Here is a 23,011-nt window from a genome sequence, read left to right as displayed (position 1 = left end):
GGAGCAGGCTACACGAAGTGAGCCTGTACAGGGGTGGGCTTGTTTCTCGGCAACATCTGCTTTCCACGTCGCGGTAAACCCTGCTTGACGGATTTAGTTTAAACCTAAACAATTAAGGCAAGATTAATCCAGAGAGTACGCTTTCATGCACATTCTTTGCCTGGGCGGTGGTCCCGCAGGTTTGTATTTCGCCCTGCTGATGAAGCTGCAGAACCCGGCCCACCAGGTGACGGTGGTGGAGCGCAACCGGCCTTTCGACACCTTTGGCTGGGGCGTGGTGCTGTCGGACCAGACCCTGGGCAACCTGCGGGTGGCGGACCCTGTGAGCGCGCAGCTGATCGGCGATGCCTTCAACCACTGGGATGATGTGGAGGTGTTCTTCAAGGGGCGCTCGGTGCGATCGGGCGGCCACGGCTTTTGCGGGATTGGCCGCAAGCGCCTGCTGAACATTTTGCAGGAGCGCTGCATGGCGCTGGGCGTGGACCTGGTGTTTGAAACCGACGTGCAGGACGACCAGGCCATCGCGGCAAAGTACGGCGCCGACGTGGTGGTGGCCAGCGACGGGCTGAACAGCCGCATCCGCAACCGCTATGCGCAGACCTTCAAGCCCGACGTGGAACTGCGCGCCTGCCGCTTTGTATGGCTGGGCACACGCAAGACCTTTGACGCCTTTACCTTTGCGTTTGAGCGGACGGAGCACGGCTGGTTTGCCGCGCATGCCTACAAGTTTGACGAGAACACCTCGACCTTTATTGTCGAGACGCCGGAAGCGGTGTGGAAGGCCCACGGCCTGGACCAGATGAGCCAGGAGGACGGCATTGCGTTTTGCGAGCGCCTGTTTGCCAAATACCTGGACGGCAACCCGCTGATGAACAACGCCACGCATGTGCGCGGCTCGGCGATCTGGATACGCTTTCCGCGTGTGGTGTGCGAGCGCTGGGTGCATGAAGAAAGCATCAACGGCAAGCAAGTGCCCATCGTGCTCATGGGCGATGCGGCGCATACGGCGCACTTCTCTATCGGCAGCGGGACCAAGCTGGCGCTGGAGGATGCGATAGAGCTGACGAATTGTTTTGCACAGCATGGCGGCGATGCCAAGGCTGCGCTGCAGGCGTATGAGGCGCTGCGCTCGGTGGAAGTGCTGAAGATCCAGAACGCGGCGCGCAACTCGACCGAATGGTTTGAGAACGTGGACCGCTACAGCGGCATGGAAGCCGAGCAGTTCTTTTATTCGCTGCTGACGCGCTCGCAGCGCATCAGCCATGAAAACCTGCGGGTGCGCGATGCGGCCTGGCTGCAGGGCTACGAACAATGGTTGGCCAAGAGCAATGCGCCGCACGCGCCGCCACCCATGCTGCTGCCTTTGAAGGTGCGCGAGCTCAGCTTGAAGAACCGCATCGTCGTGTCGCCCATGGCCACCTATAGCGCGCTAGACGGCATGCCGCAGGACTTCCACCTGGTGCACCTGGGCGCGCGCGCGCTGGGCGGCGCGGCGCTGGTGTTTGTGGAGATGACCGCGCCCTGCCCCGAAGGCCGCATCACCCCGGGCTGCCCGGGCCTGTGGAACGAGGCGCAGGCCAAGGGCTTCAAGCGCATTGTGGATTTTGTGCATGGCACGGGCGTGGACGCGAAGATCGGTATGCAGCTGGGCCACAGCGGGCCCAAGGGGTCTACGCAAGTGGGCTGGGAAGCACCCGACGAGCCGCTGCCCAGCGGCAACTGGCCGCTGCTGGCGGCCAGCGCCGTGGCCTACGGCCCGAGCAACCAGCTGCCCCAGGCCATGACGCGCGCCGACATGGACCGCGTGAAGGCGGAGTTTGTGCAGTCCACGCGCTACGCGGCAGAGGCCGGCTTTGACTGGCTGGAGCTGCACTGCGCGCACGGCTATTTGCTGTCGAGCTTTATCACACCGCTGACCAACCAGCGCACGGACGACTACGGCGGCAGCCTGGAAAACCGCTGCCGCTTTCCGCTGGAGGTGTTTGCCGCCATGCGCGCGGCCTGGCCCGCCGGCCGGCCCATGAGCGTGCGGATTTCGGCGCACGACTGGGCGCCGGGCGGCAACACGGCGGACGATGCGGTGGCGATCGCGCGCCTGTTCAAGGCCGCAGGTTGCGATTTCATCGACGTGTCGTCGGGCCAGACCACGCGCGCGGCCAAGCCGGTGTACGGCCGCATGTACCAGACGCCGTTTGCCGACCGCATACGCAACGAGGTGGGCATACAGACGATTGCGGTGGGCGCGATCTCGGAAGTGGACCACGTCAACAGCATCATCGCGGCGGGCCGCGCCGACCTGTGCGCGATTGCCCGCCCGCACCTGGCCGACCCGGCCTGGACGCTGCACGAAGCGGCCAAGCTGCAAAGCCGCCATGTGACCTGGCCCCAGCAATACCTGAGCGGGCGCGACCAGCTGTACCGCGAAGTCGCCAAGCAGCAGGCACAGGCACTCACTACGCAGCCCCCCGACGGTAAATAAAAAAATCACAGCAAGGAGACCCTATGGACATGGAAGCACGAGGCCACAGCGAACACCCGGAGGCATTGCGCCTCTGGCTGCGCATGCTGACCTGCACGCAGCTGGTGGAAAAGCAGGTGCGCACCCAGTTGCGCGAGCAGTTCGACACCACGCTGCCGCGCTTTGACCTGATGGCGCAGCTGGAGCGCAGCCCCGAGGGCCTGAAGATGAACGAGCTGTCGCGCCGCATGATGGTGACGGGCGGCAACGTGACCGGTATCACCGACCAGCTGGTGGCCGAAGGCCTGGTGGAGCGCGTGGACGTGGCAGGCGACAGGCGTGCCTACCGCGTGCGGCTGACGTCACGCGGGCGCAAGCTCTTTGACGAGATGGCGGCCGAACATGAGGCCTGGATCGTCGCGGCCTTCGAGGCGCTGTCGCCGCGCGAGGTCGAATCGCTGCACAAGCTGCTGGGCAAGGTCAAGCAGCACCACAACCAACTCGCAGACGCAAAACTGGAAACCACATGAAGCACTACATAGGCCTGGCCAACCCCATGCACGCGCATTTCGATGCGATGGCCCATTACCAGGCGGAGCACTTCGCCTATTCCTTCGACGCCGGCGTCGCGACGCTGACCTTGAACCGGCCCGAGCGCAAGAACCCGCTGACCTTTGACTCCTATGCGGAGCTGCGCGATCTGTTCCGCACGCTGAACAGCGCAACGGATGTGAAGACGGTGGTGATCACCGGTGCGGGTGGCAATTTTTGCTCGGGCGGCGACGTGCACGAGATCATCGGGCCGCTGACCAAGATGAGCATGCCCGAGCTGCTGGAGTTCACGCGCATGACGGGCGACCTGATCAAGGCGATGCGCCTGTGCCCGCAGCCCGTCATCGCGGCGATTGACGGCATTTGCGCCGGCGCGGGCGCCATGATGGCGCTGGCGGCCGACATGCGGCTGGGCACGGCGCAGGCGAAGACGGCGTTTTTGTTCACGCGCGTGGGCCTGGCGGGCGCCGACATGGGCGCCTGCGCGTTGCTGCCGCGGGTGATCGGCCAGGGGCGCGCGTCGGAGCTGCTGTTCACCGGCCGCGCGATGAATGCGCAGGAAGGCCTGCAGTGGGGCTTCTTCAACGCGCTGCATGAGCCGCAGGAGCTGCTGGCGCAGGCGCAAAAGCTGGCGCAGGAACTGGCCGACGGCCCGACCTTCGCGCACGGCATGACCAAGACCATGCTGCACCAGGAATGGGCCATGACGCTGGACCAGGCCATAGAGGCCGAGGCGCAGGCGCAGGCGATCTGCATGCAGACCAAGGACTTCACGCGCGCCTACAAGGCGTTTGCGGCCAAACAGAAACCGGTGTTCCAGGGCGACTGAGCCACGCGGCCCGGCAAGACAACAAGGCAAGGACATTCACGCATGAAATCGAGCACCGCCCACCTGGCACTGCCTTTTTTTGACGAGGTTCACCGCGAGCTGGGCGGGCGCCTGGCCGACTGGGCGCCGCAGCAGCAGGTCGACGAAAGCGACGACCGCAAGGCCTGCAAGGAATGGGTGGGCCTGCTGGGCGCCAGTGGCTGGCTGCGCTATTGCGTGCCGGCGGGCAAAGACGGTGCGCTGGGCGGCGCGCTGGAAAAGCTCGATTCGCGCGCGCTGGTGATTTTGCGTGAGACCCTGGCCTTTCATTCGCCCCTGGCCGACTTTGCGTTTGCGATGCAGGGCCTGGGCAGCGGCGCCATCACGCTGGCGGGCACGCCCGCGCAGCAGGCGGCCTACCTGCCACTGGTGGCCAGCGGCAAAAAAATCGCGGCCTTTGCCTTGAGCGAACCCGACGCGGGCTCGGACGCCGGCGCCATGGCGACCTCGGCCACCGACAGCGGCGAAGGCTGGACGCTGAACGGCAGCAAGACCTGGATCAGCAACGGCGACATCGCGGATTTTTATGTGACCTTCGCCAAGACCGACCCGCAGGCCGGCACGCGCGGCATCACGGCCTTTATCGTCGATGCCAACAGCAAGGGCCTGGACAGCAGCGAGCACATCGCGGTGATGGCGCCGCACCCGCTGGCCACGCTGAAGTTCGCGCACTGCAAGCTGCCCAAAGGCGCGCAACTGGGCGCGCTGCATGGCGGCTTCAAGCTGGCGATGCAGACGCTGGACATCTTCCGCGCCTCGGTGGCCGCGGCCGCGCTGGGCATGGCACGCCGCGCGCTGGCCGAGGCGGTGCGCTTTTCGAAGGAGCGCAAGATGTTCGGCCAGACCCTGGCCGACTTCCAGCTCACGCAGGCCAAGCTGGGCGAGATGGCTGCGCTGGTGGATGCCGCCGCGCTGCTGACCTACCGCGCCGCCTGGATGCGCGACGAGAGCGAGCGCCTGGGCAGCGGCGCGCGCATCACCGCCGAGGCGGCCATGGCCAAGATGACGGCGACCGAGAACGCACAGAAGGTGATCGACATGGCGCTGCAGATGCACGGCGGCCTGGGCGTGAAGGTAGGCACCAAGGTGGAAAGCCTGTACCGCGACATACGCTCGCTGCGCATTTATGAAGGCGCGACCGAAGTGCAGCAACTCATTATTGGAAAGGCCCAATTGCAATCATGAGCACCCTTGCCTCGATTTCCAAACCTGTCGAAACGGCAACAGCGGCTTCGGCGCCTTCCGCCCAGGCGGACCGCTTTGTGCACGACCGCCTGCCGCCGGCCGAGCAACTGCCGCGCATGGAATACGCGCTGCCCGAGCTGCGCATCCCGGCGCAGGCCAACCTGGTGCAGGCGCTGTTTGACAAGGCGATTCGCGAAGGGCGTGCTGACAAGCCGATGCTGCGCTCGGACAAGATCACGCTGAGTTACGCCGACGCCTTGGAGCGCGTGAACCGTATCGCGCAGGTGCTGACCGAAGACTTCGGCTTGCAGCCCGGCAACCGCGTGTTGCTGCGCGGCGGCAACTCCATCGGCATGGCGCTGGCCTGGCTGGGCGTGGTGCAGGCCGGCCTGGTGGCGGTGGCGACCATGCCGCTGCTGCGCGCCAAGGAGCTGGGCGAGATCATTGAAAAAGCCAGGCCCGCGCTGGCCTTGTGCGATGCGACGCTGCTTGATGAACTGCGGGCGGCGCAGGCGCCCAGCGCACCGCTGCCTGCCATCGTGCCCTTTAACCTGATGGATGCACCGGGGTCGCTGGCCGTGCTGTCGGCGCAAAAGGATGGCCAATTCAAGCCCTGCCCGGTGTCGGCCGACGACATCGCGCTGATGGCCTTTACATCGGGCACCACAGGCAAGCCCAAGGCCGCGGTGCACACCCACCGCGACGTGCTGGCCGCCTGCGAGGCCTGGCCGCGCCATGTGCTCAAGGCCAGGCCGGACGACATCGTGGTCGGCTCGCCGCCGCTGGCGTTTACCTTCGGCCTGGGCGGCATGCTGATTTTCCCGATGTGGGCAGGTGCGTCGGTGTACTACCCCTCGATTGGCTACACGCCGGAGGCCATGGTCAAGTTGATCAAGCAGGTGGGCGCGACCATCTGCTACACCGCGCCCACGTTTTACCGGCAGATGGCGCCCTTTGCGAAGCAGCACGGCGTGCCCGGCCTGCGCCTGTGCGTGAGCGCCGGCGAAAGCCTGCCGGATGCCACGCGCCAGCTGTGGAAAGACGCCACCGGCATCGAGATGATTGACGGCATAGGCGCGACCGAGATGTTCCACATTTTTATCTCGGCGGCCGGCGCCGACGTGCGCCGCGGCGCCATCGGCAAGGTGGTGCCCGGCTATACCGCCAAGGTGGTGGATGACACCGGCGCGGAAGTGCCGCGCGGCACGATTGGCAAGCTGGCGGTGGTGGGGCCCACGGGCTGCCGCTACCTCGAGGACGAACGCCAGGGCAACTATGTGAGGGACGGCTGGAACTACCCGGGCGACGCCTTTATGCAGGACGCCGACGGCTACTTTTTTTACCAGGCGCGCGCCGACGACATGATCATCACCGCCGGCTACAACGTGGCCGGGCCGGAGGTGGAAGACGCGCTGCTCAAGCACCCGGCCGTGGCCGAATGCGGCGTGGTGGGCCTGCCCGACGAGGAGCGCGGCATGGTGGTGAAGGCTTTTATCGTGCTCAAGCCCGGTGAGGCAGCGGCGGACGCGACGGCCAAGGCGCTGCAAGACCACGTCAAGGCAACCCTCGCGCCCTTCAAATACCCGCGCCAGATTGAGTTTGTGGACAAGCTGCCGCGCACCGAAACGGGCAAGCTGCAACGCTTCAAGCTGCGCCAGCCATGAAATTCAGTGTTCCCAAGCGCGTGCGCTTTCACCACTGCGACCCGGCGGGGATTGTTTTTTACCCGCAGTTTTTTTACCTGCTGCATGAGGTGCAGGAAGATTTCCTCGCGCACATCGGCTTTCCTGAACACGCGCTGATCGCCGGCGGCAGGGGCGTGCCCATCGTGGATTTGAAGACCGAGTTCCTGGGCATGTGCCGCAATGGCGATGCGCTGATGATGACGCTGGAACTCACGCGCATCGGCAATTCGAGCCTGGGCATGCAGTACGAGATTCACGGCGAGGACGGCGGCATCAGGCTGCGGGCGCATGGCGTGGTGGTTTATTCCGAAGTTCCCAACGGCAAGCCGGTGCGCATTCCCGATGCAATGCGCCAGGCCTTGCTGCCCTATTTACAAACATGAGAAACATCCCCTGGAGCCAATCCCCATGATCACCAAACTGCAACCGCCTGACTGGGCCGAGCCCAAGGGCTATGCCAACGGCATGCTGGCGCGCGGCGCGCTGCTCTTCGTGGGCGGCCAGATCGGCTGGAACGCGAAGCAGGAGTTTGAAAGCGACGACTTCGTTGCGCAGACCAAACAGGCGCTGCAAAACATCGCGGCCGTGCTCAAGGCCGGCGGCGCCGGGCCCGAGCACATGGTGCGCATGACCTGGTACGTCGTCGACAAGGTGGAATACGTCGCCAGGCTCAAGGAGCTGGGCGCTGCCTACCGCGAGGTCATGGGCAAGAACTTCCCGGCCATGACCTGCGTGGAAGTGGCGGGCCTGGTGGAAGACCGCGCGCAGGTGGAGATTGAAGTGACGGCGGTGGTGCCGGATTGATGGGCTGAACTCCTGGGGAGTTCAACGAGCTTTATCGGCTCAATGGCTCAATGGCTCAATCTCTCAATGGACGACCGTGCATTCGCAAACCACTTGCACATCCCAGTTCCGCAAGCCCCGTGCGGCCTCATGAGTTGCGGGCGCATCGGCTTTGCGTCCTTCGCTCACCTGCAGCCGCAGCACAATGCTGGCGTTTTGCCCGGCGCCATTTGGAAAGCTGACCTCGCCGGCTTCGATGGAGACACCGGCGACCGGCCGGGCCTGGCGCAAAAGCGGCTGCAGCGCGATGCCAAGCGGCACGATCTGCAGCTGTTGCAATGTGTTTTGGGGTAGCGAAATACGGCATGCTTTCTCGACCGACGCATCGGGCTGCAAGGCCAACAGCGTTTCCAGCCACTCCTGAAGGCGAGCCGGCGAAACCCATCCGCCGGACTGGCTGAGCTGGGCCAGCAGCCTCAGGTGGTCGCTCACCACGTAAAGAGGGTTGTCATCGGCGGGCGGTACAGGCCCGCTGATGATGCAACGGTTCAAGGCGTTAAGGCAGCCGTGCGGATCCCACAAGCAGGACACGTCAACGGCGGGCCTACCCCCGGTTTCGGCAACTTTTTCTTCGGCGGCCTGGGAGGCCTTCTCCGGCTGCGCATGCGCTTTTCGGCCACGGCCCGACCAGCCTGCCCACCCCCCGACAGCCAGGCCGAACAAGCAGGCAGCGGTTGCGATGATCATGAAGGGACAAACCGGGTCGGGAAGGCCATAGTGAACATGTCTTGACGCTTGTTTCCTGGCGGTGGGGGCTGCTGGGGCGGCTGGAGCGCCCGCGGCTCCTGATGGTATCAACCAATCTTGAACTGGTGTTCGAAGGGCTTGCTGACCAACAGGGTTTCAGGGCGGCCTTTGATGTGAACCCGGAAACGCCCCATTTCGTCGCGGCGCATGAATTCAACGCGCCTCATATTGACAATGGTGCTGCGGTGCACGCGCTTGAACACGGTTTCGTCCAGGCTTGCCTCGATGTCGCTGATGCCGCTGCGCATCATGACCTGGCCGCTCGCGAGGACGGCAATGGTGTATTTGCGCTCGGCTTGAAGATAAAAAATGTCGTCGGGATCAAGAGGAATGACGTCGCGCCCGCGCATCCCCGTGAGCCAGCGCGGGAGCTCAGCGGCCGCTGCTGAGCCGGTGGAGGATCTTGCCGCAGCGGATCGCCGGGCGAAAAGCATGCTGTCGGCTTTTTGCAGAGCCTGCATCAGCCGGGCCGGCCTGATGGGCTTGAGCACATAGTCGACGACCTGGTTGTCAAAGGCAAGCAGCGCCTGGGACGGATCACCCGTCACCAGAATGACCACGGGCTGGACGACTGCCTTGCGCACAATATCGAGAGAACTGAGCTCGGGCAGCTGGCCGCACGGCATATGCAGATCGAGCAGCAGAACGTCGGGCACAAGGTCATCCAGGGCGCCCTCCAGCTCAGCTTGCGAGTGCACAATCGCCTGCACATTCCAGTGCGCGGACAACTTCGCCACCAGGTCCCCAAGCCCCTGCGCCTGTTGAGGATCGTCCTCGGCGATCACGATACGTGTCAATTCCATCCCAGGCAATCCCTTTTGAATGAGCGCTAACTCGGGCGTGGCAACCACTCCGGCCATGACTCGACCATTCATGGTGGCGCTCATTCAGCGCTGGGATGCGTTGCCTCGCTCGCCGGGCGATCCAGCTCTACCTGGGCCGGATCCGAATGAGCGAATAAAGCGCCACACCGAAGCCGGGACCAGGCCGAAGTACCGGCATCCAGGGGCTTTCACCGCCCTTTTGCACCAGGATGCCTGCTTTGCATCCTGGCTTGGTACCCCCGCCGTCACGCACTCTTATTTTTTTGAATTTAATGCAAATGTATGCATACATATTGTTACCGTCCATCATAGAATTTTGATCTCCCTGTTCTAATTCAGGCAACACTATGCCCTTCCGAATTTTCCGGCGTTCGATGCATTACTTCGAAGTCGTGGCGCGAACCCAATCGATTCGTGCCGCCGCGGAGATCCTGCATATTGCCCCTTCAGCGGTGAGCCGGGCTGTGCAGCAGCTCGAAGCAGAGGCGCAGGTTGCGTTGTTCGACCGCACGGCGCGGGGCCTGAATCTCACGGTTGCGGGAGAGGCCGTCCTTGCTTCCATGCAGCGCTGGAAGCGCGATACCCAGCAATTGGCGGACGACGTCAGAAGCCTCAAAGGCATCCGCCTGGAATCCGTGCGCGTGGCCGCGGTGGAGAACGTCGCCTGCGAACTCCTGCCGCAGGCCATTGCCAGCGTGCGGCAACGGGTGCCGGGATTGAGCCTGGCACTCCTGGTCGGCAGCACCCAGGCCGTGCTGGACAGCATGCTCAATGGGTCGGCCGACATCGGTATCGTCATTACCACGCCCCAGAAGGTTCCGGTACGTTCGCTCTGCACCATGAAGGACCCCGTCGGCCTGGTCATGCTCCCCGACCATCCGCTTGCCGCGCGCGAGTCCGTGAAACTCGACGAATGCCTGGATGAGCCCCTGGTCATGCCGGTGGAGCCGCTCGCCGTCCGGCTGGCGCTTCGAGCGGCGCTGGATGCGGCGCGCCCCTTTCGGGCAGTGGCCACGAGCAACCGCATCGTGGCGATCAAGGCGCTGGTGCGGGCAAGGCTCGGGCCGAGCCTTTTGACGCGGCTGGATGTCGCACCGGAGGTCAACGAAGGACTATTTCGCTTCGTGCCCTTGCAAGACGAGTCCATCCAGCACCCTTACATCTCCGTCATGGCACCCAAAGGCACCCGACGTTCACCGACCACGGACCTCGTCATCGAAACGCTGCGAAAAGCCATGCCGAGCACCGAATTTCACAGCTGACGGTCATTGCCTGCCCGCGCCGCTCACTGTCCAGGCGCCTTGGTTTGCCATACTACAAAATAGTACGCACTTAGGCAGCTAAGTAACAATTTTTAACAATCGCCGTATACTTTAGTAAGCATTTTCATCCTCGAAGTCGCAAACGCCAGATCAACGCCAAGCGGGACATGGTTCATGACAGTGACGCACCGGGCAGACCCATTGATTGACCACCGCGGCCAGCCTGGCGGGTCGCGCGCGCCAGCAGGCGGCAAGCCTCACTGGGCCACCGTGTACTCGGTACTGCTGGGCATCAGCGGGCCGCTGGCAATCGCCTTCTCGCCCGACAGCGAGCATGTTTTCTGGTCGGCGATTGTGCTGTTGGCCGCTGCGGCCCTTTGCGTCAATTCCCCTGTGAAGGCACTACGCTATCGCGCGGCGATAGCCATCTTGCCCCTGCCCATCGCCGAGGTGATCGCCCACTCAAGTGCGACTCTCTCATTGCTGATGTTGATTGCGGTCGCGGTTGTGAGCTACGGGGCGCTTCGCTCCTCAGCCCAAGCGCTGGCGAGGCAAGCCGGACCGGTTGCGCCGCAACGGGAGCCTCGCGCCGCACAGGACGAGCGCAATGCGATGCAACTGTTCGCGGCGGCCAGCCACGATCTGCGGCAGCCCGTGCAGGCACTGGTGGCCCAGGTCGATCTCATGGGAAGCGACGCGACCAGCATCAGCCCGCGCCAGTTCATGGAACTTCAGACCAGCGTGAACACGCTTGCCGAAATGTTCAACGACCTGCTCGACGTCAACCGGGTTCACATGCGACTCTACGAGGCAAGCCTGCAGCCGGTGGACGTCCGGCTCCTGCTGCAGGAAGTCGAGCAGGTTTTCACGGTCAAGGCGAACGCCAAGGGGCTGCGCTTGCTGGTCGAGTGCCCTGCCGGCGTGTGGGTCAAGAGCGACCTGAATCTGCTGCGGCGAATTGTTTTCAATCTGATGGCGAACGCGATCAGGTACACCGATGCCGGTGGCATCCGCCTCAGCTGCGTGATCGCCGCAGGCCGCGCAATCCTGCACACGGAGGACACCGGCAGGGGCATGAAGGTGGGCGAGCTTGCCGCGCAGGGGGCCGGATTCGAGCGGCGTCCGACAACCAGCAGCGAAGGGCTTGGCCTGGGGCTCGGCATCGTCAGCACGATGGCGCTTCAACTGGGGCACAAGCTGCGCCTGTCTTCCGAGCTCGGCGAAGGCACGCATATCGAGGTGGACCTCGGCGAGTGCATTGCCGCGGCGCCGGCGGCGCAGCAACCTCACAGTGTGGCGCCAACCGGAGGCGCCGAGGTGATGGTTGCGATCATCGAGGATGACGCCGCCATCCTGCGGGTGCTGGTGAGCGCCCTGGCGACCTGGGGATGCCGCACGGTTTCAGCCGGCAACAGCCATGCGCTCATGGCGGAGCTGTGCCGCACCGGCGCGGCACCGGGGCTTGTCATCGCGGATCTCAACCTGGGGTCTGCGGAGACGGGCCTGGACCTCGTTCACGCCTTGCGCAAGATGTATGGCGACCCGGCTATCCCCGCGATCATCCTGACCGGCGATGCGCTTGCCGCGCTGAAGAACGATGCATTCGCGGGCATTCACGTGCTGTACAAACCGGTGCGTCCGTCGGAGCTGCGAAAGCTTGTCGGCGAGCTGGTCTTCACGAGCAAGGCGAAGGGCGTGTCCGCGTAACGCCGGGGAACAATGGGTTACGAAGAAAAACCCGGCAAGCAGTCCAGCGCCGGGAAAATCCGGCACTGTGCAAGCCTTCGCTTTGCGCAGCAAGCCTTTGCTGCACCTGACCGAACTCCGGGAGCGAGAACCCTAGTGAACCGTCAAGCTGAACTCGCCGGCCGGCATGTAACGCCACAGCGGTGCATTCGATGGAAAGTGATGGGCCAAGGCGCTCAGGATGTGCTCGGGGCCGCCGTGCTTTCGGGCTATGGCGCTCGCCCCGGCCATCAGCGACCTCTCGAAGTTCACAGGCGACTCTTCAGGGACAAGAACGATGATGGGCAACCGCGATGCCGGGGCCCGCAGCGCGCGAATCGACCCGGTCAACTCCAGCCCGTTCATGTCCGGCATGTTCAAATCGGTCAGCACCGCATCAAAGTCCTGCCGGCCAAGCAACTCCAGGGCCGTCGGCCCGTCGCCTGCAACGACAACACGGTGTCCGAGGGAGCCGAGTTCGTCCGCCAGAACCAGCTGGTTGATCCGGCGATCGTCGACCAGCAACAGCCTCAAGGGCTTTTCGCTGGTGGAGAACACACACGCGGGGACACGCAGCTGCAGCGCAGGCTGGCCCGCTTGCCGTGTGCTTTCACACGCGGTGACTTCCGCGCCGATCGCCTGCGCGAGCGCTTCGGCGCACGTCAACTCGCTCTCCATATCGGCCGGCAGCGAACATCCGGGGCGGTGCGAGCACACCTCAAACCACAGATCGCCACGGCCGCGCTGGCGCGGATCCGAGTAGACCTGGATCCCAATCGAGTGGCCCTGGCCGGTCTGGATGGATCGCACAAGAAACACGAGGATCTGCTCAATGATCGCCTCGTTGCCTGAAAACTGGATCAACTGCGATTCGCGCAGCTCCAACCTGATTCCGGGGTTGTGCCCGAGCTGGGCCGCCAGGGAGGCGGAAAACCTCTCGAGGAGCGCGCTCGGCGAGAGCAGCGGGCAGGGCCTGCAAACATTGCCGGCAGAGGGCTTGCCGGCATCCACGAGCATGAGTTGCAGCGCGTTGAGCAGCCTGCTCGTTTCGTTTTGCAGGGCAAGCAGCTGCTCGCGCTCCTGGCCGTTCCAGCCGGATCTTCGGTCCAGCATGCGGACCGCCGAAGCCATTTCCCGGGCAGCGGTGATGCGGTCGCCAAGCTCGCGGACCAGTTCGGCACGAGCCTGCGGCGGCCCCGAAACCATGCTTGAGCCAGCGGGCAGCACACCTGCCTTGTCAAAAGCGCCTGCATTGTCAAAAGAAACTCCCATGTCCAGCCCCCTCCATATCCGTATTTTTTGTAACGCCCACCGCCTCAAGGATGGGCTCCTGCTGATTTCCCACCCAATTTACGTGCCCTCGCCCGGCGGGTCCAATGCATGTTTTGAGCGCATTCATGCGAGCCGGCTATGAATCTGACCCAGCGCCAACTCCGGATGTTCGTCGCCACAGCGACGCTCGGTAACGTCTCCCGCGCAAGCGAGGAGCTGCACATCAGCCAGCCGGCCCTGACACGCGCGTTGCAGGAGTTCGCCGAGCAACTGGAATTTCCGCTGTTCCGCCGCGAGGGCCGGGGGCTCACGCTGACGCGCGAAGGCGCTCGCTTCCTGCCTATCGCCCAGCGCCTGCTGCGCGAGATGGATCACGTCATTGAAGACGTGCGGGACGAGGCCAGAGGCACACGTGGCGCCGTGACGATCGCGGTGGGCGCCGCCTTCGGCAGCACGGTCTTGCCCGGCCTGCTGCTCAGGTTCGCCCAAACGCACCCCCTGGTTCGCGTCAGGTTGATTGAGGACGACAGCGGCCCCATCATCGAACAGGTGTCGAAGGGCGAAGCCGACCTTGGCATCGCATCGCTGGTGGGCGACACAGCACCGCTTTGCTGCGAGAAAATCCTGCGGGCGCCGCTTGGCCTGCTTGCGGACCCGCAAAGATTTACCGTTGCACCGGACCAAACGGAGAAAGCGATGGCCACATTGCCCATCCTGAAGGAAGCATTGGGCACCGGCACATTGCACGCGTTGCGGTCCAGCGGGTCAGCCATCGTGAGCCACATGGAGACCGGCATCGAGCTCTCCAGCTTGACGCTGCAGATCGCCTTGGCCAAAGCCGGGGTTGGCGTGGCCGTCGTGTCCGCGCTCGGCGCGTCCCATCCGGCGGCTGCGGGCCTGCAGTTCACCTTGCTAAAGCCGCGGGTGCACCGCGAAATCTACCTGGTGCACCAGCGGCTCATTGCCCTGCCCCCCGCCGTCAAGGCCTTCCAGACTATGTTCTGGAGCCATCTGCTGGCAATGCAAGACACGCTCAAGCTCCACCCCGATGTGGCATTCGTCAAGAGAGCGGATTCAGAAAGCGCGGGTTAGTCCGTCCGCAACCATGGTGCGCAGGCCATCGGTGGCGAACGCGATGGCATGCGCAAAGTGAAGCGTCAGAACAGATCGTCCTTGTACCTCGAAACATCGCCTGCCTGCGCCAGAAGGAATTCCGCTCTGCCTGCGATGTAGTCGGCCAACCTTTGCACGAACTGGCGCTCCTCACCGACATAAACAGGATCAAGGGCCTGCCGCTGCGCCTCCTCTTTGGCCCAGCCGCACAGCTGCTTGAGTTCTCGCGCGAAAGTTTTCCGGGGAAACCCCAGGCGCTCACAGAAGTCCGCCAGCGCGAATGACTTCACGGCAGGCAAATCGAATTCATCGCCGAAGGCCATCGCCAGTTCATGGTCGATCCGCTTGCCGTCATACACGGCCACGCACACCAGATCGTAGAAAGGCGCCACGGAGAGTGTTTCGCCCTGGCCGAAGAAGGAAATGTTCTTGCCGTGTGCGTCGCTGTTTCCCAGCAGCAGCGTGGTGACAGCCCACATGGCCATCTGGCGCACCCCTACGGCTGCGTTGGCCAGACTCGGCCGCAGCGCTGCCAGCGCTTGAAAGCTCGCGCCGTCGCGGATGTGCCGCACGTCCGCCGCATTTCCCAGCGTCCGCTCGTACTTGGCCGAAACCGGCAGGTTCAGCGCCTGGCACCCGTCAATGACGTGGCGGCGCCGGATGGCCCCGTCCACGCGGAAGCGGTCAAAGCGCGCCACGCATAACACCGGCGCCGGCACCCGCAAAATCTCCACCTGCGCCGCCCAGTCCTCTTTCAGGCGCAGCCGGCTGAGGCGATTGACCAGCTTCATGCAGAAGTGCTCGTTGGCCACCATGAATGGAAGGTGTTCGTTCAGCGGTTCGGGTTTGAGAATGTGCGTCGAAGCGAGTGCTCCATCCGCCAGAAACAGCTCATCGCCCTCGCGCAGCACCAGGAGCTTGTCCTGGTATCCCGCCACCGACATCCGCACCCGGCCGTCCCACACCGCGAACGGCACGCTGTTGCGCTCGTCGATGCGCTGTTGCAGTTCCTCATGACCCACCTTTCTGCGGATGGGGTCCTGGGCTTGGGGAGTCTGCCCGGCAGGCAGAAAACTCAAGGCGCCGGCAGTCTCCCGACCCAGCACACGAATGAGGCCGAACAGATGGGTTTTCTGGATATGCGTGAAGCTGGACACCACGTCCAGCGCCCGCCCTTCCGGCAGCAGGTTGTCGATATAGCGCCGGATGGCAACATGTGATATTCCACCCTCAAACGGTATGTGCGGGGTTAGCTGAAAGCGGCCTGGATGCCGGAGCCATTCAGCGCTGTAGGAAAAATTGAATTGGTCCTGGTCCGGGTCGAAGGCCAACTGCCCGACCTGGTCGACGCCGCAAAACACATCCAGTGCACGATCGGGATCCAGAACCGGCAGCGCGCTCACACAGAGTCCTTCGGTACCGAAGTGCGGGCAGCTGTTGCCCGGAGGTTCCATGCCTCGTCACGGGAAACCACCAGCATCACCAGACCCATCGCCTCCAGCACCTTCAGCAGCCGGTCTGTCGTGACGGGCTTTCCGTTCTCAAGGCGCGAAAGCAGGTCCGCGGAAACCCCGCCGAAGGCGGCGGCATCGTCAATACGCAACCGGGCGTGGGCCCTGGCGTTGCGCACGGCGGCGCCTAGAGCAGCCAGGTCCCGGATCTGGGGGTCTACTGCGTCAAGCGTCGGAGGTAAACGTCGTGCCAAAATTCCTCCAATAATTTCGTTAGTACGAAATTATAGTCAAAGGATATGAATTCACCATAATATTTCGGAATAGCGAAACATTGCTTTGGAATTGTAGTTCCAATACGTTAATTACGTAATAACGGAACAATTTGACTCAAACCTGATGGCCGGTCGGTTTACCCCGGCGATTGAGGGGTTGCAGGCAAGCGCCTTGGAGCCATCAAGGCATTGGTAAAAGCGGGAATGGGTGCCAGCATTCTGGCGAGCCTGAACGTCACCCTTGAAGTTCGTGAAGGAATGCTCCACGTCCCCCTCTGCGGGATGAAGCCATCCAGCACCCGTACATCTCGCTGATAGCGCCAAAAGATGTCGGGTATTCGCCGACCACGGCCCCGGTCATAGAAACCCCGCGAAAGGGCATGCCAAGCGGCGAGTTTCAAGCCTGAAGGCGGCCTGTGTTGAATTCGCGGCAAGACCGGGGACCCACTCACAAGGCTCGGGAATCCTGGGATGAATGGAAGGTCCTGCAAGCAGGATTCCGCTTCATGAAAGCAGGCCAGGGCCGGTGCAGTGGAAGCCGCACCGGCCCTGGACCCTTTCCACAAGCCCGGATGACATCCGGTAGTGGCTACGTGATCAGCCGAAGATGACGATGTTGGCGTTGAAGTGGGTCGCGTTCTCCAGCGTGTTGTCTCCTCCGTTGAGCGAAGTGATGTTGGTCCACGAGCCGTGCGCGCTCTGGAAGTCCGCGAACACCACCTCCTGGTTCAGGCCGCTGTCGCTGTTGTTCAGTGAGCGCTTGAGGGTGTTGGCGGCGATGGCACCGGTATAGATGGCCGTTTGCAGACCCTCGGTCGACGCCATGGCCATATTGCCGGAGTTGTCGTTGTAGATCACGTCGTCGGTGCCCAGGCCCGACAGCAGCACACGGCCGGCCATGGTGGAGGTCTTGGTGTTGGCACCGTCCGACTGGATGTACAGCGCATGCGCGCCGCTGCTGAAGTCCAGCGCCAGGCCCGGCGCGGTGGAGTCCTGCACATGGCCGCTGTGCCAGGTGTAGCCTGCCGACAGCGCCGTGCTGGCGCCCGTCACGTCCATCTTCTGCGAAGCCGCGCCCGCGGCCGCGTCAATCGGCGCGACGGTGGTGAAGTTCAGCGTCGTGGCGTTGGTCAGCGCCGCATTGCCCAGCCCGTTGGCCACCACGACACTGGCATCGAGGTTGACGTGGTAGTTGGCGCCGAAGTCCCAGTCAAAGGCGATGGAGTCGCTGGCGCCGGCCGTGCTGGCGTGCGAGCCCGTGGCCTGCAGCAGGTTGATGAGCAGGTTGCTGCCCACGGCCTTGACGGAGTTGGCCAGGTCAAAGCGGCTGGTGTAGTCCACCCCGCCGATGGTGACGGCCGTGGCCACGCCGTTGGTCATGGTGATGTCCACGTCGTTGTCAAAGACGTCCTGCTTGGTCTCGCCGGTGGTGGTGTTGGTGAGCGTCCAGCCGGAGGTGCCCATGTCATCGAATATCTTGATGTGCTGGGTACCGGTGCTGTTCAGGCTCACAGCCTGGTTAAAGCCGATGACGAGCGCGGAGGTGACGTCCAGGTTGGTGACGCCATCCAGGGTCTGGCTGACGTTCAAGGCCGGGGGGTTGAGAACGTCGAGCACGAACACATCGTTCACCGAGTTGGTGCCGTCGCTGGCGGTGACGGTGACGTTGTAGCTGCCAGCCACGGTGGGTGTGCCGCTGATGACGCCGGTGTTGACATCGATGCTGACACCAGCCGGACCACCGGAGAGGCTGTAGCTCAGGGTGTTGAAGGCGGGGGCGCCCACATCGGGGTCGGTGAAGGCGGCCGCGGCGTTGATGGAAGTCATGCTCAGGCCCACACCGGTGGAGCTGTCGGCCGTGGGCGCGGTGACGGTGGGCGCTTCGTTGACGTTGGTGAGGTTGACGGTGATCGCCTGGCTGGTGCTGTTGCCGGCGGCGTCGCTGGCTTGCACAGTCAGGTCGTAGACGCGGTTGGCGCCGGCATCGTCAGGGGTCTCGTAGTTCTTGGCGGCGTTGAAGGTCAGCACGCCGGCGCTGGTGAGGGAGAACAGGGCTGCGTCCGCGCCGCCCAGGGTGGCGCTCCAGGTGACGGCGCCGGCGTCGGTGGCTGCCAGGGTGGCCACAGCGGTACCGTTCTCGGCTGCGTTCAGGGAGGTGCTGGTGACGACTGGCGCAATGGTGTCCAGCGAGATGGCATGCGTGCCAGCCGTGCTCACGTTACCGCCCGCATCCGTCTGAGTCACCGACAGGGTCTCCGCACCTTGGCCCATGGCGGTGATGTCCGCCGCCGTGAGGGTGTAGCTCCAGGTGGTGCCGGTGACGGTTGCTGCACGGGTGTTGCCGCCCAAAGTCAGCGCATCCCGTGAGCACAATGGTTTCAGCAGTGCATTGATTGACAACCCATTTGAGCTGCTTCCAGTCCAAGCGCTTCGCATTGATCAAAGTGATGTCGGGCCAGGAGTGCGCGCCCGAAAGATCTGCCTTCCACTCAGCCCAGCGCACGATGTGGTCTGTGCTGTGACTCATCTGCTCCCTTAGCGACTGGGTTGTCTCGATATCTTCGGCCGAGAACTGACTTAGCTCGATAAAGTGCAACATACATGATCCTTTCAGTGGCACGCAGCGCCTCAAAACAATGCGCTGATGTTGATATCGAGGTTAGTCAGTTCAAAAAGAATTTGGCGCAACATTGTCTCCACGAAGGCAATGTGAACGTCTTTCCCACAGCAAGCGCTTGCATGAACTCATGCTTATGGCGCATGCCCCCTCCTGGCGGAGGTTGGCCAGCTGAATCCGGAGGCGCCCGGACATTGCGTAGTCAGGTCCTCTTGGTCTGAAGGCCGCGGCAATGCCAAGTTGCTTTGTCTGCCTGCGCAGGCAACACGCCTGCTGGACTGGATGGGGGCTTTGTACGCTCGGTTCCGGACACAACGATGTGGTCGCCGTTTCGCAATCAAGCTCACCAACAAACAGGCGGTACAAGCCAAGAAAAGCATGCTCAAGCATTGCACCTGAGGGATGCCGCTGGCTCCCTTTAAAAAGGGATAGGGTGTAGCAAAAGAATGCATCTGCACAGATGCGACAGAAAGCAAAACGCCCACATAAAGTGGGCGTTTTACTACTAGCTTGGTTAGCTAGGGTGTTGGTTGCGCGGGCAAGATTTGAACTTACGACCTTTGGGTTATGAGCCCAACGAGCTACCAGGCTGCTCCACCGCGCGGTATTTGTATATTGTAGCTTACTCTGCCTTGGCCGCGTCAGCGGTAGTGTCTTCCGACACTTCAGGGCGGTCCACCAGTTCGACCAGGGCCATGGGCGCATTGTCGCCAACGCGGAAACCCATCTTCAGGATACGGGTGTAGCCGCCTGGGCGGGCCTTGTAGCGGGGGCCGATTTCAGCGAAGAGCTTGACGACCATGTCGCGGTCGCGCAGGCGGTCGAATGCCAGGCGCTTGTTGGCCAGCGTGGGTTCCTTGCCCAGGGTGATCATGGGCTCGACCACGCGGCGCAGTTCCTTGGCCTTGGGCAGGGTGGTTTTGATGACTTCGTGCTGCAGCAGCGAGTTCATCATGTTGCGCAGCATGGCGAGGCGGTGCTCGCTGGTGCGGTTGAGTTTACGTAGTCCGTGTCCGTGGCGCATGATCAATTTCCTTTTTTAAAATCCGGGCAGCCGTATCAGGTACTGCCCGTGCGAGACCCCTATCAGGCGGGTCTTGGGTTCAACAATTAATTTATTAACGCTTGTCGAGGCCGGCGGGAGGCCAGCTTTCCAGGCGCATACCGAGGGTGAGGCCGCGGGAAGCCAGCACTTCCTTGATTTCATTGAGGGATTTGCGTCCCAGATTGGGGGTCTTGAGCAGCTCGTTTTCAGTGCGCTGGATCAGGTCGCCAATGTAGTAAATGTTTTCGGCCTTGAGGCAGTTCGCCGAGCGGACGGTGAGTTCGAGCTCGTCGACGGGGCGCAGCAGGATGGGGTCGAACTGCTGCGAGCTGCGCTGAACGGGCGCATCGAACGCTGCCAGTTCATTGCCTTCGAGCTGCGCGAACACCGCGAGCTGCTCAACCAAGATCTTGGCCGAGGCACGGACTGCGTCTTCCGCGGTCACGGCGCCGTTGGTCTCGATTTCCAGCACGAGCTTGTCGAGGTCGGTGCGCTGCTCGACGCGGGCGCTTTCGACGGTGTAGCTCACGCGCTTGACGGGCGAGAACGAGGCGTCCAGCACGATGCGGCCGATGGATTTCGGCGACTCGTCGCCGTAGCGGCGCTGATTGCCCGGCACATAGCCGCGGCCGTTTTCAACCTTGATCTGCATGTCGATCTTGCCGCCGTGCGACAGGTTCACGATCACGTGCTCAGGGTTGATGATTTCCACGTCGTGCGGGGTCTGGATGTCGGCCGCCGTAACGGGGCCTTCGCCGTCCTTGCGCAGGCTCAGCGTGACTTCATCGCGGTTGTGGAGCTTGAACACCACGCCCTTGAGGTTCAACAGGATGTTGACGACGTCTTCCTGCACACCGTCGATCGACGAGTACTCGTGCAGGACACCCGCGATGGTGACTTCGGTGGCGGCGTGGCCGACCATGGATGACAACAGTACGCGGCGCAGCGCGTTGCCCAGCGTGTGGCCGTAGCCACGCTCGAACGGCTCCAGAGTCACCTTGGCGCGATTGGCGCCAAGCTGCTCAACATTGATGGTTTTTGGTTTCAACAAATTGGTCTGCATGCAGTCTTCCTCTCAATACCCTCGGTTCGTTACACCGATAAGGCCGGCGAAGCACACCCTGGCGGCACGGTGCCCCGTGCCGCAGGAACGAAAATTAGCGTGAGTACAACTCGACGATCAACGATTCGTTGATGTCGGCGGCAAACTCATCGCGGTCAGGAACCTTCTTGAAGGTGCCTTCGCCCTTGTCGGCGTTCACATCGACCCAAGCGGGCAGGCCGACCTGTTTTGCGAGCTCGAGAGCTTCGGTGATGCGGGTCTGCTTCTTCGACTTTTCGCGCACGGCGATGACGTCGCCGGCCTTCACCATGTACGAAGGAATGTTGACCGAAGCACCGTTGACCGTGATGGCTTTGTGCGACACCAGCTGGCGTGCTTCAGCGCGGGTCGAGCCGAAGCCCATACGATAGACCACGTTGTCCAGGCGGCATTCCAGGAGGAACAGCAAGTTGGCGCCGGTGTTGCCCTTGCGGCGGTCAGCTTCTTCGAAGTAACGGCGGAATTGCTTCTCGAGCACGCCGTACATGCGCTTGACTTTTTGCTTTTCGCGCAGCTGGAGGCCGAAGTCGGAGGTGCGGGTACCAGAGGTACGGCCGTGCTGACCTGGCTTGGAGTCGAATTTGGCCTTGTCGCTGATGGCGCGGCGGGCGCTCTTCAGGAAAAGGTCGGTGCCTTCACGGCGGGATAGTTTGGCCTTGGGGCCGAGATAACGTGCCACTTGAGTGTCCTTTTTTCATCTGCTGCATTTACATGCAGGAGCCGGAGGTCGTGACCTGCCGGCGGTGGGCTTGGTAAAAATGCCTGGTATCTGACGGAGTACAACACCCGTCGGACAGCCAGGCACGGGGGATTAAATGCGGCGGCGCTTTTGCGGGCGGCAGCCGTTGTGCGGAACCGGGGTCACATCGGCAATGGAATTGATCCGGATGCCCAGTGCGCCCAATGCGCGAACCGACGACTCACGGCCGGGACCAGGACCCTTGATTTCAACATCAAGGTTCTTGATGCCCTGCTCAATGGCGGCGCGGCCTGCGACTTCCGAAGCGACCTGCGCTGCAAAAGGCGTGGATTTACGCGAGCCCTTGAAGCCCTGGCCACCGGAGGAGGCCCAGGACAAAGCATTGCCTTGGCGATCCGTGATGGTGATGATCGTGTTGTTGAAAGAAGCGTGCACGTGGGCGATACCATCGGCCACGTTCTTGCGAACCTTCTTGCGAACGCGCTGTGCGGCGTTATTGCTTGGTGATTTTGCCATGACGACCTCTCAATTATTTCTTCAAAGCTGCAGCGGCCTTGCGCGGACCCTTACGGGTACGGGCATTGGTCCGGGTGCGCTGGCCGCGCATGGGCAGGCCACGACGGTGGCGGAAGCCGCGGTAGCAGCCGATGTCCATCAGGCGCTTGATGTTCATCGTGGTCTCACGACGCAAGTCACCTTCGATGGTGAACAGGGCGATCTGCTCACGGATTTTTTCCAGGTCGCCGTCGGTCAGGTCTTTGACCTTCTTGGCGTAGGCAATGTCGCATGCTTCGCAAATTTTGCGAGCGCGTGTGCGACCGATGCCAAAGATAGCAGTCAAGCCGATTTCGGCGTGCTGCTGCGGCGGAATATTGATACCAGCGATACGAGCCATGTTCGTCCTCTAAAACTCTTGAAATCAGCCTTGACGCTGTTTGTGGCGCGGGTCCGTGCAGATCACACGGACAACGCCCTTGCGACGGATAACCTTGCAGTTGCGGCAAATCTTCTTGACCGAAGCTGAAACTCTCATTTCTATTACTCCTAAACTTTCACTCTGTGCCTACTTGGCACGGAAAACAATGCGTGCCCGTGATAAATCGTAAGGCGTCAATTCAACCGTTACCTTGTCACCGGGAAGGATGCGAATGTAGTGCATCCGCATTTTTCCCGAGATGTGCCCCAGTACAACGTGTCCATTTTCCAGCTTCACCCTGAAAGTTGCATTAGGAAGGTTTTCCACAACCTCGCCTTGCATCTGGATCACATCGTCTTTAGACATATCCC

General features: G+C 62.7%; 23 protein-coding genes and 1 tRNA gene. 10 read left to right on the top strand and 14 right to left on the bottom strand.

What is annotated here, in order from left to right:
• Nucleotides 1–145 precede the first annotated feature (145 nt).
• From AC1DXS_RS01390 to AC1DXS_RS01360, 7 genes are read left to right on the top strand one after another with little or no spacing between them, the layout of a single operon-like run.
• A complete protein-coding gene (locus AC1DXS_RS01390; protein WP_477735793.1) occupies nucleotides 146–2,479 on the top strand; it encodes a bifunctional salicylyl-CoA 5-hydroxylase/oxidoreductase in 2,334 nt (777 codons plus the stop codon).
• 23 nt (nucleotides 2,480–2,502) lie between these two features.
• Nucleotides 2,503–2,988 (top strand): MarR family winged helix-turn-helix transcriptional regulator, encoded by a 486-nt coding sequence (locus tag AC1DXS_RS01385; RefSeq protein ID WP_477735792.1) that lies wholly within the window; start codon nucleotides 2,503–2,505, stop codon nucleotides 2,986–2,988.
• A complete protein-coding gene (locus AC1DXS_RS01380) occupies nucleotides 2,985–3,839 on the top strand; it encodes an enoyl-CoA hydratase family protein (protein ID WP_477735791.1) in 855 nt (284 codons plus the stop codon). Before AC1DXS_RS01385 ends, AC1DXS_RS01380 begins: the two co-directional genes overlap by 4 nt.
• 42 nt (nucleotides 3,840–3,881) lie before the next feature.
• Entirely contained in the window at nucleotides 3,882–5,063 is a 1,182-nt protein-coding gene (locus AC1DXS_RS01375) for an acyl-CoA dehydrogenase family protein (RefSeq protein ID WP_477735790.1), read from the top strand.
• On the top strand, nucleotides 5,060–6,727 hold the full coding sequence (locus AC1DXS_RS01370; RefSeq protein WP_477735789.1) for a benzoate-CoA ligase family protein: 1,668 nt from the start codon (nucleotides 5,060–5,062) through the stop codon (nucleotides 6,725–6,727). The genes AC1DXS_RS01375 and AC1DXS_RS01370 overlap by 4 nt, the downstream gene beginning before the upstream one ends.
• Nucleotides 6,724–7,131, top strand: a complete 408-nt coding sequence (locus AC1DXS_RS01365; protein ID WP_477735788.1) for an acyl-CoA thioesterase — start codon at nucleotides 6,724–6,726, stop codon at nucleotides 7,129–7,131. The genes AC1DXS_RS01370 and AC1DXS_RS01365 overlap by 4 nt, the downstream gene beginning before the upstream one ends.
• A gap of 25 nt (nucleotides 7,132–7,156) precedes the next feature.
• Entirely contained in the window at nucleotides 7,157–7,552 is a 396-nt protein-coding gene (locus tag AC1DXS_RS01360) for a RidA family protein (RefSeq protein WP_477735787.1), read from the top strand.
• A gap of 63 nt (nucleotides 7,553–7,615) precedes the next feature.
• On the opposite strand, the gene AC1DXS_RS01355 is transcribed toward AC1DXS_RS01360, so the two are convergent.
• Nucleotides 7,616–8,083 carry a hypothetical protein gene (locus tag AC1DXS_RS01355; RefSeq protein ID WP_477735786.1) on the bottom strand — a complete coding sequence of 156 codons (468 nt, stop codon included), beginning with the start codon at nucleotides 8,081–8,083 and terminating at the stop codon, nucleotides 7,616–7,618.
• Nucleotides 8,084–8,385: 302 nt separating this feature from the next.
• Nucleotides 8,386–9,225 (bottom strand): LytTR family transcriptional regulator DNA-binding domain-containing protein, encoded by an 840-nt coding sequence (locus tag AC1DXS_RS01350; RefSeq protein ID WP_477735785.1) that lies wholly within the window; start codon nucleotides 9,223–9,225, stop codon nucleotides 8,386–8,388.
• 284 nt (nucleotides 9,226–9,509) lie between these two features.
• Between AC1DXS_RS01350 and AC1DXS_RS01345 the strand changes: the two genes are divergently transcribed.
• Together AC1DXS_RS01345 and AC1DXS_RS01340 are read left to right on the top strand one after the other, a co-directional pair.
• Nucleotides 9,510–10,424: a LysR family transcriptional regulator gene (locus tag AC1DXS_RS01345; protein ID WP_477735784.1), complete on the top strand. Its 915-nt coding sequence runs from the start codon at nucleotides 9,510–9,512 to the stop codon at nucleotides 10,422–10,424.
• 174 nt (nucleotides 10,425–10,598) lie between these two features.
• Entirely contained in the window at nucleotides 10,599–12,131 is a 1,533-nt protein-coding gene (locus AC1DXS_RS01340; RefSeq protein ID WP_477735783.1) for an ATP-binding response regulator, read from the top strand.
• Nucleotides 12,132–12,263: 132 nt separating this feature from the next.
• Here AC1DXS_RS01340 and AC1DXS_RS01335 read toward each other — a convergent pair whose 3' ends face one another.
• A complete protein-coding gene (locus tag AC1DXS_RS01335) occupies nucleotides 12,264–13,421 on the bottom strand; it encodes a response regulator (RefSeq protein ID WP_477735782.1) in 1,158 nt (385 codons plus the stop codon).
• A gap of 138 nt (nucleotides 13,422–13,559) precedes the next feature.
• Between AC1DXS_RS01335 and AC1DXS_RS01330 the strand changes: the two genes are divergently transcribed.
• The gene (locus AC1DXS_RS01330) at nucleotides 13,560–14,513 is read left to right on the top strand and encodes a LysR family transcriptional regulator (RefSeq protein WP_477735781.1); all 954 of its coding nucleotides are present in this window, start codon (nucleotides 13,560–13,562) and stop codon (nucleotides 14,511–14,513) included.
• A 65-nt stretch (nucleotides 14,514–14,578) separates the two neighbouring features.
• On the opposite strand, the gene AC1DXS_RS01325 is transcribed toward AC1DXS_RS01330, so the two are convergent.
• From AC1DXS_RS01325 to infA, 11 genes are all read right to left on the bottom strand, one after another.
• Nucleotides 14,579–15,937, bottom strand: coding sequence for a HipA domain-containing protein (locus AC1DXS_RS01325; RefSeq protein ID WP_477735780.1), 1,359 nt, complete (start codon nucleotides 15,935–15,937; stop codon nucleotides 14,579–14,581).
• Complete coding sequence (locus tag AC1DXS_RS01320) at nucleotides 15,934–16,239, bottom strand: helix-turn-helix domain-containing protein (protein ID WP_477735779.1); 306 nt, start codon at nucleotides 16,237–16,239, stop codon at nucleotides 15,934–15,936. The genes AC1DXS_RS01325 and AC1DXS_RS01320 overlap by 4 nt, the downstream gene beginning before the upstream one ends.
• 618 nt (nucleotides 16,240–16,857) lie before the next feature.
• Nucleotides 16,858–18,660 carry a putative Ig domain-containing protein gene (locus AC1DXS_RS01315; RefSeq protein WP_477735778.1) on the bottom strand — a complete coding sequence of 601 codons (1,803 nt, stop codon included), beginning with the start codon at nucleotides 18,658–18,660 and terminating at the stop codon, nucleotides 16,858–16,860.
• Nucleotides 18,661–19,404: 744 nt separating this feature from the next.
• Nucleotides 19,405–19,481: transfer RNA gene (locus tag AC1DXS_RS01310), tRNA-Met, on the bottom strand.
• Nucleotides 19,482–19,499: 18 nt separating this feature from the next.
• Nucleotides 19,500–19,901 carry a 50S ribosomal protein L17 gene (gene rplQ / locus AC1DXS_RS01305; protein ID WP_007869297.1) on the bottom strand — a complete coding sequence of 134 codons (402 nt, stop codon included), beginning with the start codon at nucleotides 19,899–19,901 and terminating at the stop codon, nucleotides 19,500–19,502.
• A 94-nt stretch (nucleotides 19,902–19,995) separates the two neighbouring features.
• Entirely contained in the window at nucleotides 19,996–20,985 is a 990-nt protein-coding gene (locus AC1DXS_RS01300; RefSeq protein WP_007869294.1) for a DNA-directed RNA polymerase subunit alpha, read from the bottom strand.
• A gap of 94 nt (nucleotides 20,986–21,079) precedes the next feature.
• The gene (gene rpsD, locus AC1DXS_RS01295) at nucleotides 21,080–21,703 is read right to left on the bottom strand and encodes a 30S ribosomal protein S4 (RefSeq protein WP_477735777.1); all 624 of its coding nucleotides are present in this window, start codon (nucleotides 21,701–21,703) and stop codon (nucleotides 21,080–21,082) included.
• Nucleotides 21,704–21,835: 132 nt separating this feature from the next.
• Nucleotides 21,836–22,240 (bottom strand): 30S ribosomal protein S11, encoded by a 405-nt coding sequence (gene rpsK / locus AC1DXS_RS01290; RefSeq protein ID WP_007869288.1) that lies wholly within the window; start codon nucleotides 22,238–22,240, stop codon nucleotides 21,836–21,838.
• A gap of 13 nt (nucleotides 22,241–22,253) precedes the next feature.
• On the bottom strand, nucleotides 22,254–22,619 hold the full coding sequence (rpsM, locus tag AC1DXS_RS01285; protein WP_074579313.1) for a 30S ribosomal protein S13: 366 nt from the start codon (nucleotides 22,617–22,619) through the stop codon (nucleotides 22,254–22,256).
• 24 nt (nucleotides 22,620–22,643) lie between these two features.
• Nucleotides 22,644–22,757 carry a 50S ribosomal protein L36 gene (rpmJ, locus tag AC1DXS_RS01280; RefSeq protein WP_028820150.1) on the bottom strand — a complete coding sequence of 38 codons (114 nt, stop codon included), beginning with the start codon at nucleotides 22,755–22,757 and terminating at the stop codon, nucleotides 22,644–22,646.
• A 30-nt stretch (nucleotides 22,758–22,787) separates the two neighbouring features.
• Complete coding sequence (gene infA / locus AC1DXS_RS01275) at nucleotides 22,788–23,006, bottom strand: translation initiation factor IF-1 (RefSeq protein WP_007869286.1); 219 nt, start codon at nucleotides 23,004–23,006, stop codon at nucleotides 22,788–22,790.
• Nucleotides 23,007–23,011: the final 5 nt, after the last annotated feature.

The organism is Polaromonas sp. P3_B1, assembly GCF_056402935.1.
Note: the sequence above shows the minus strand (reverse complement) of the source record. Positions and strands in the feature narration are given on the sequence as shown.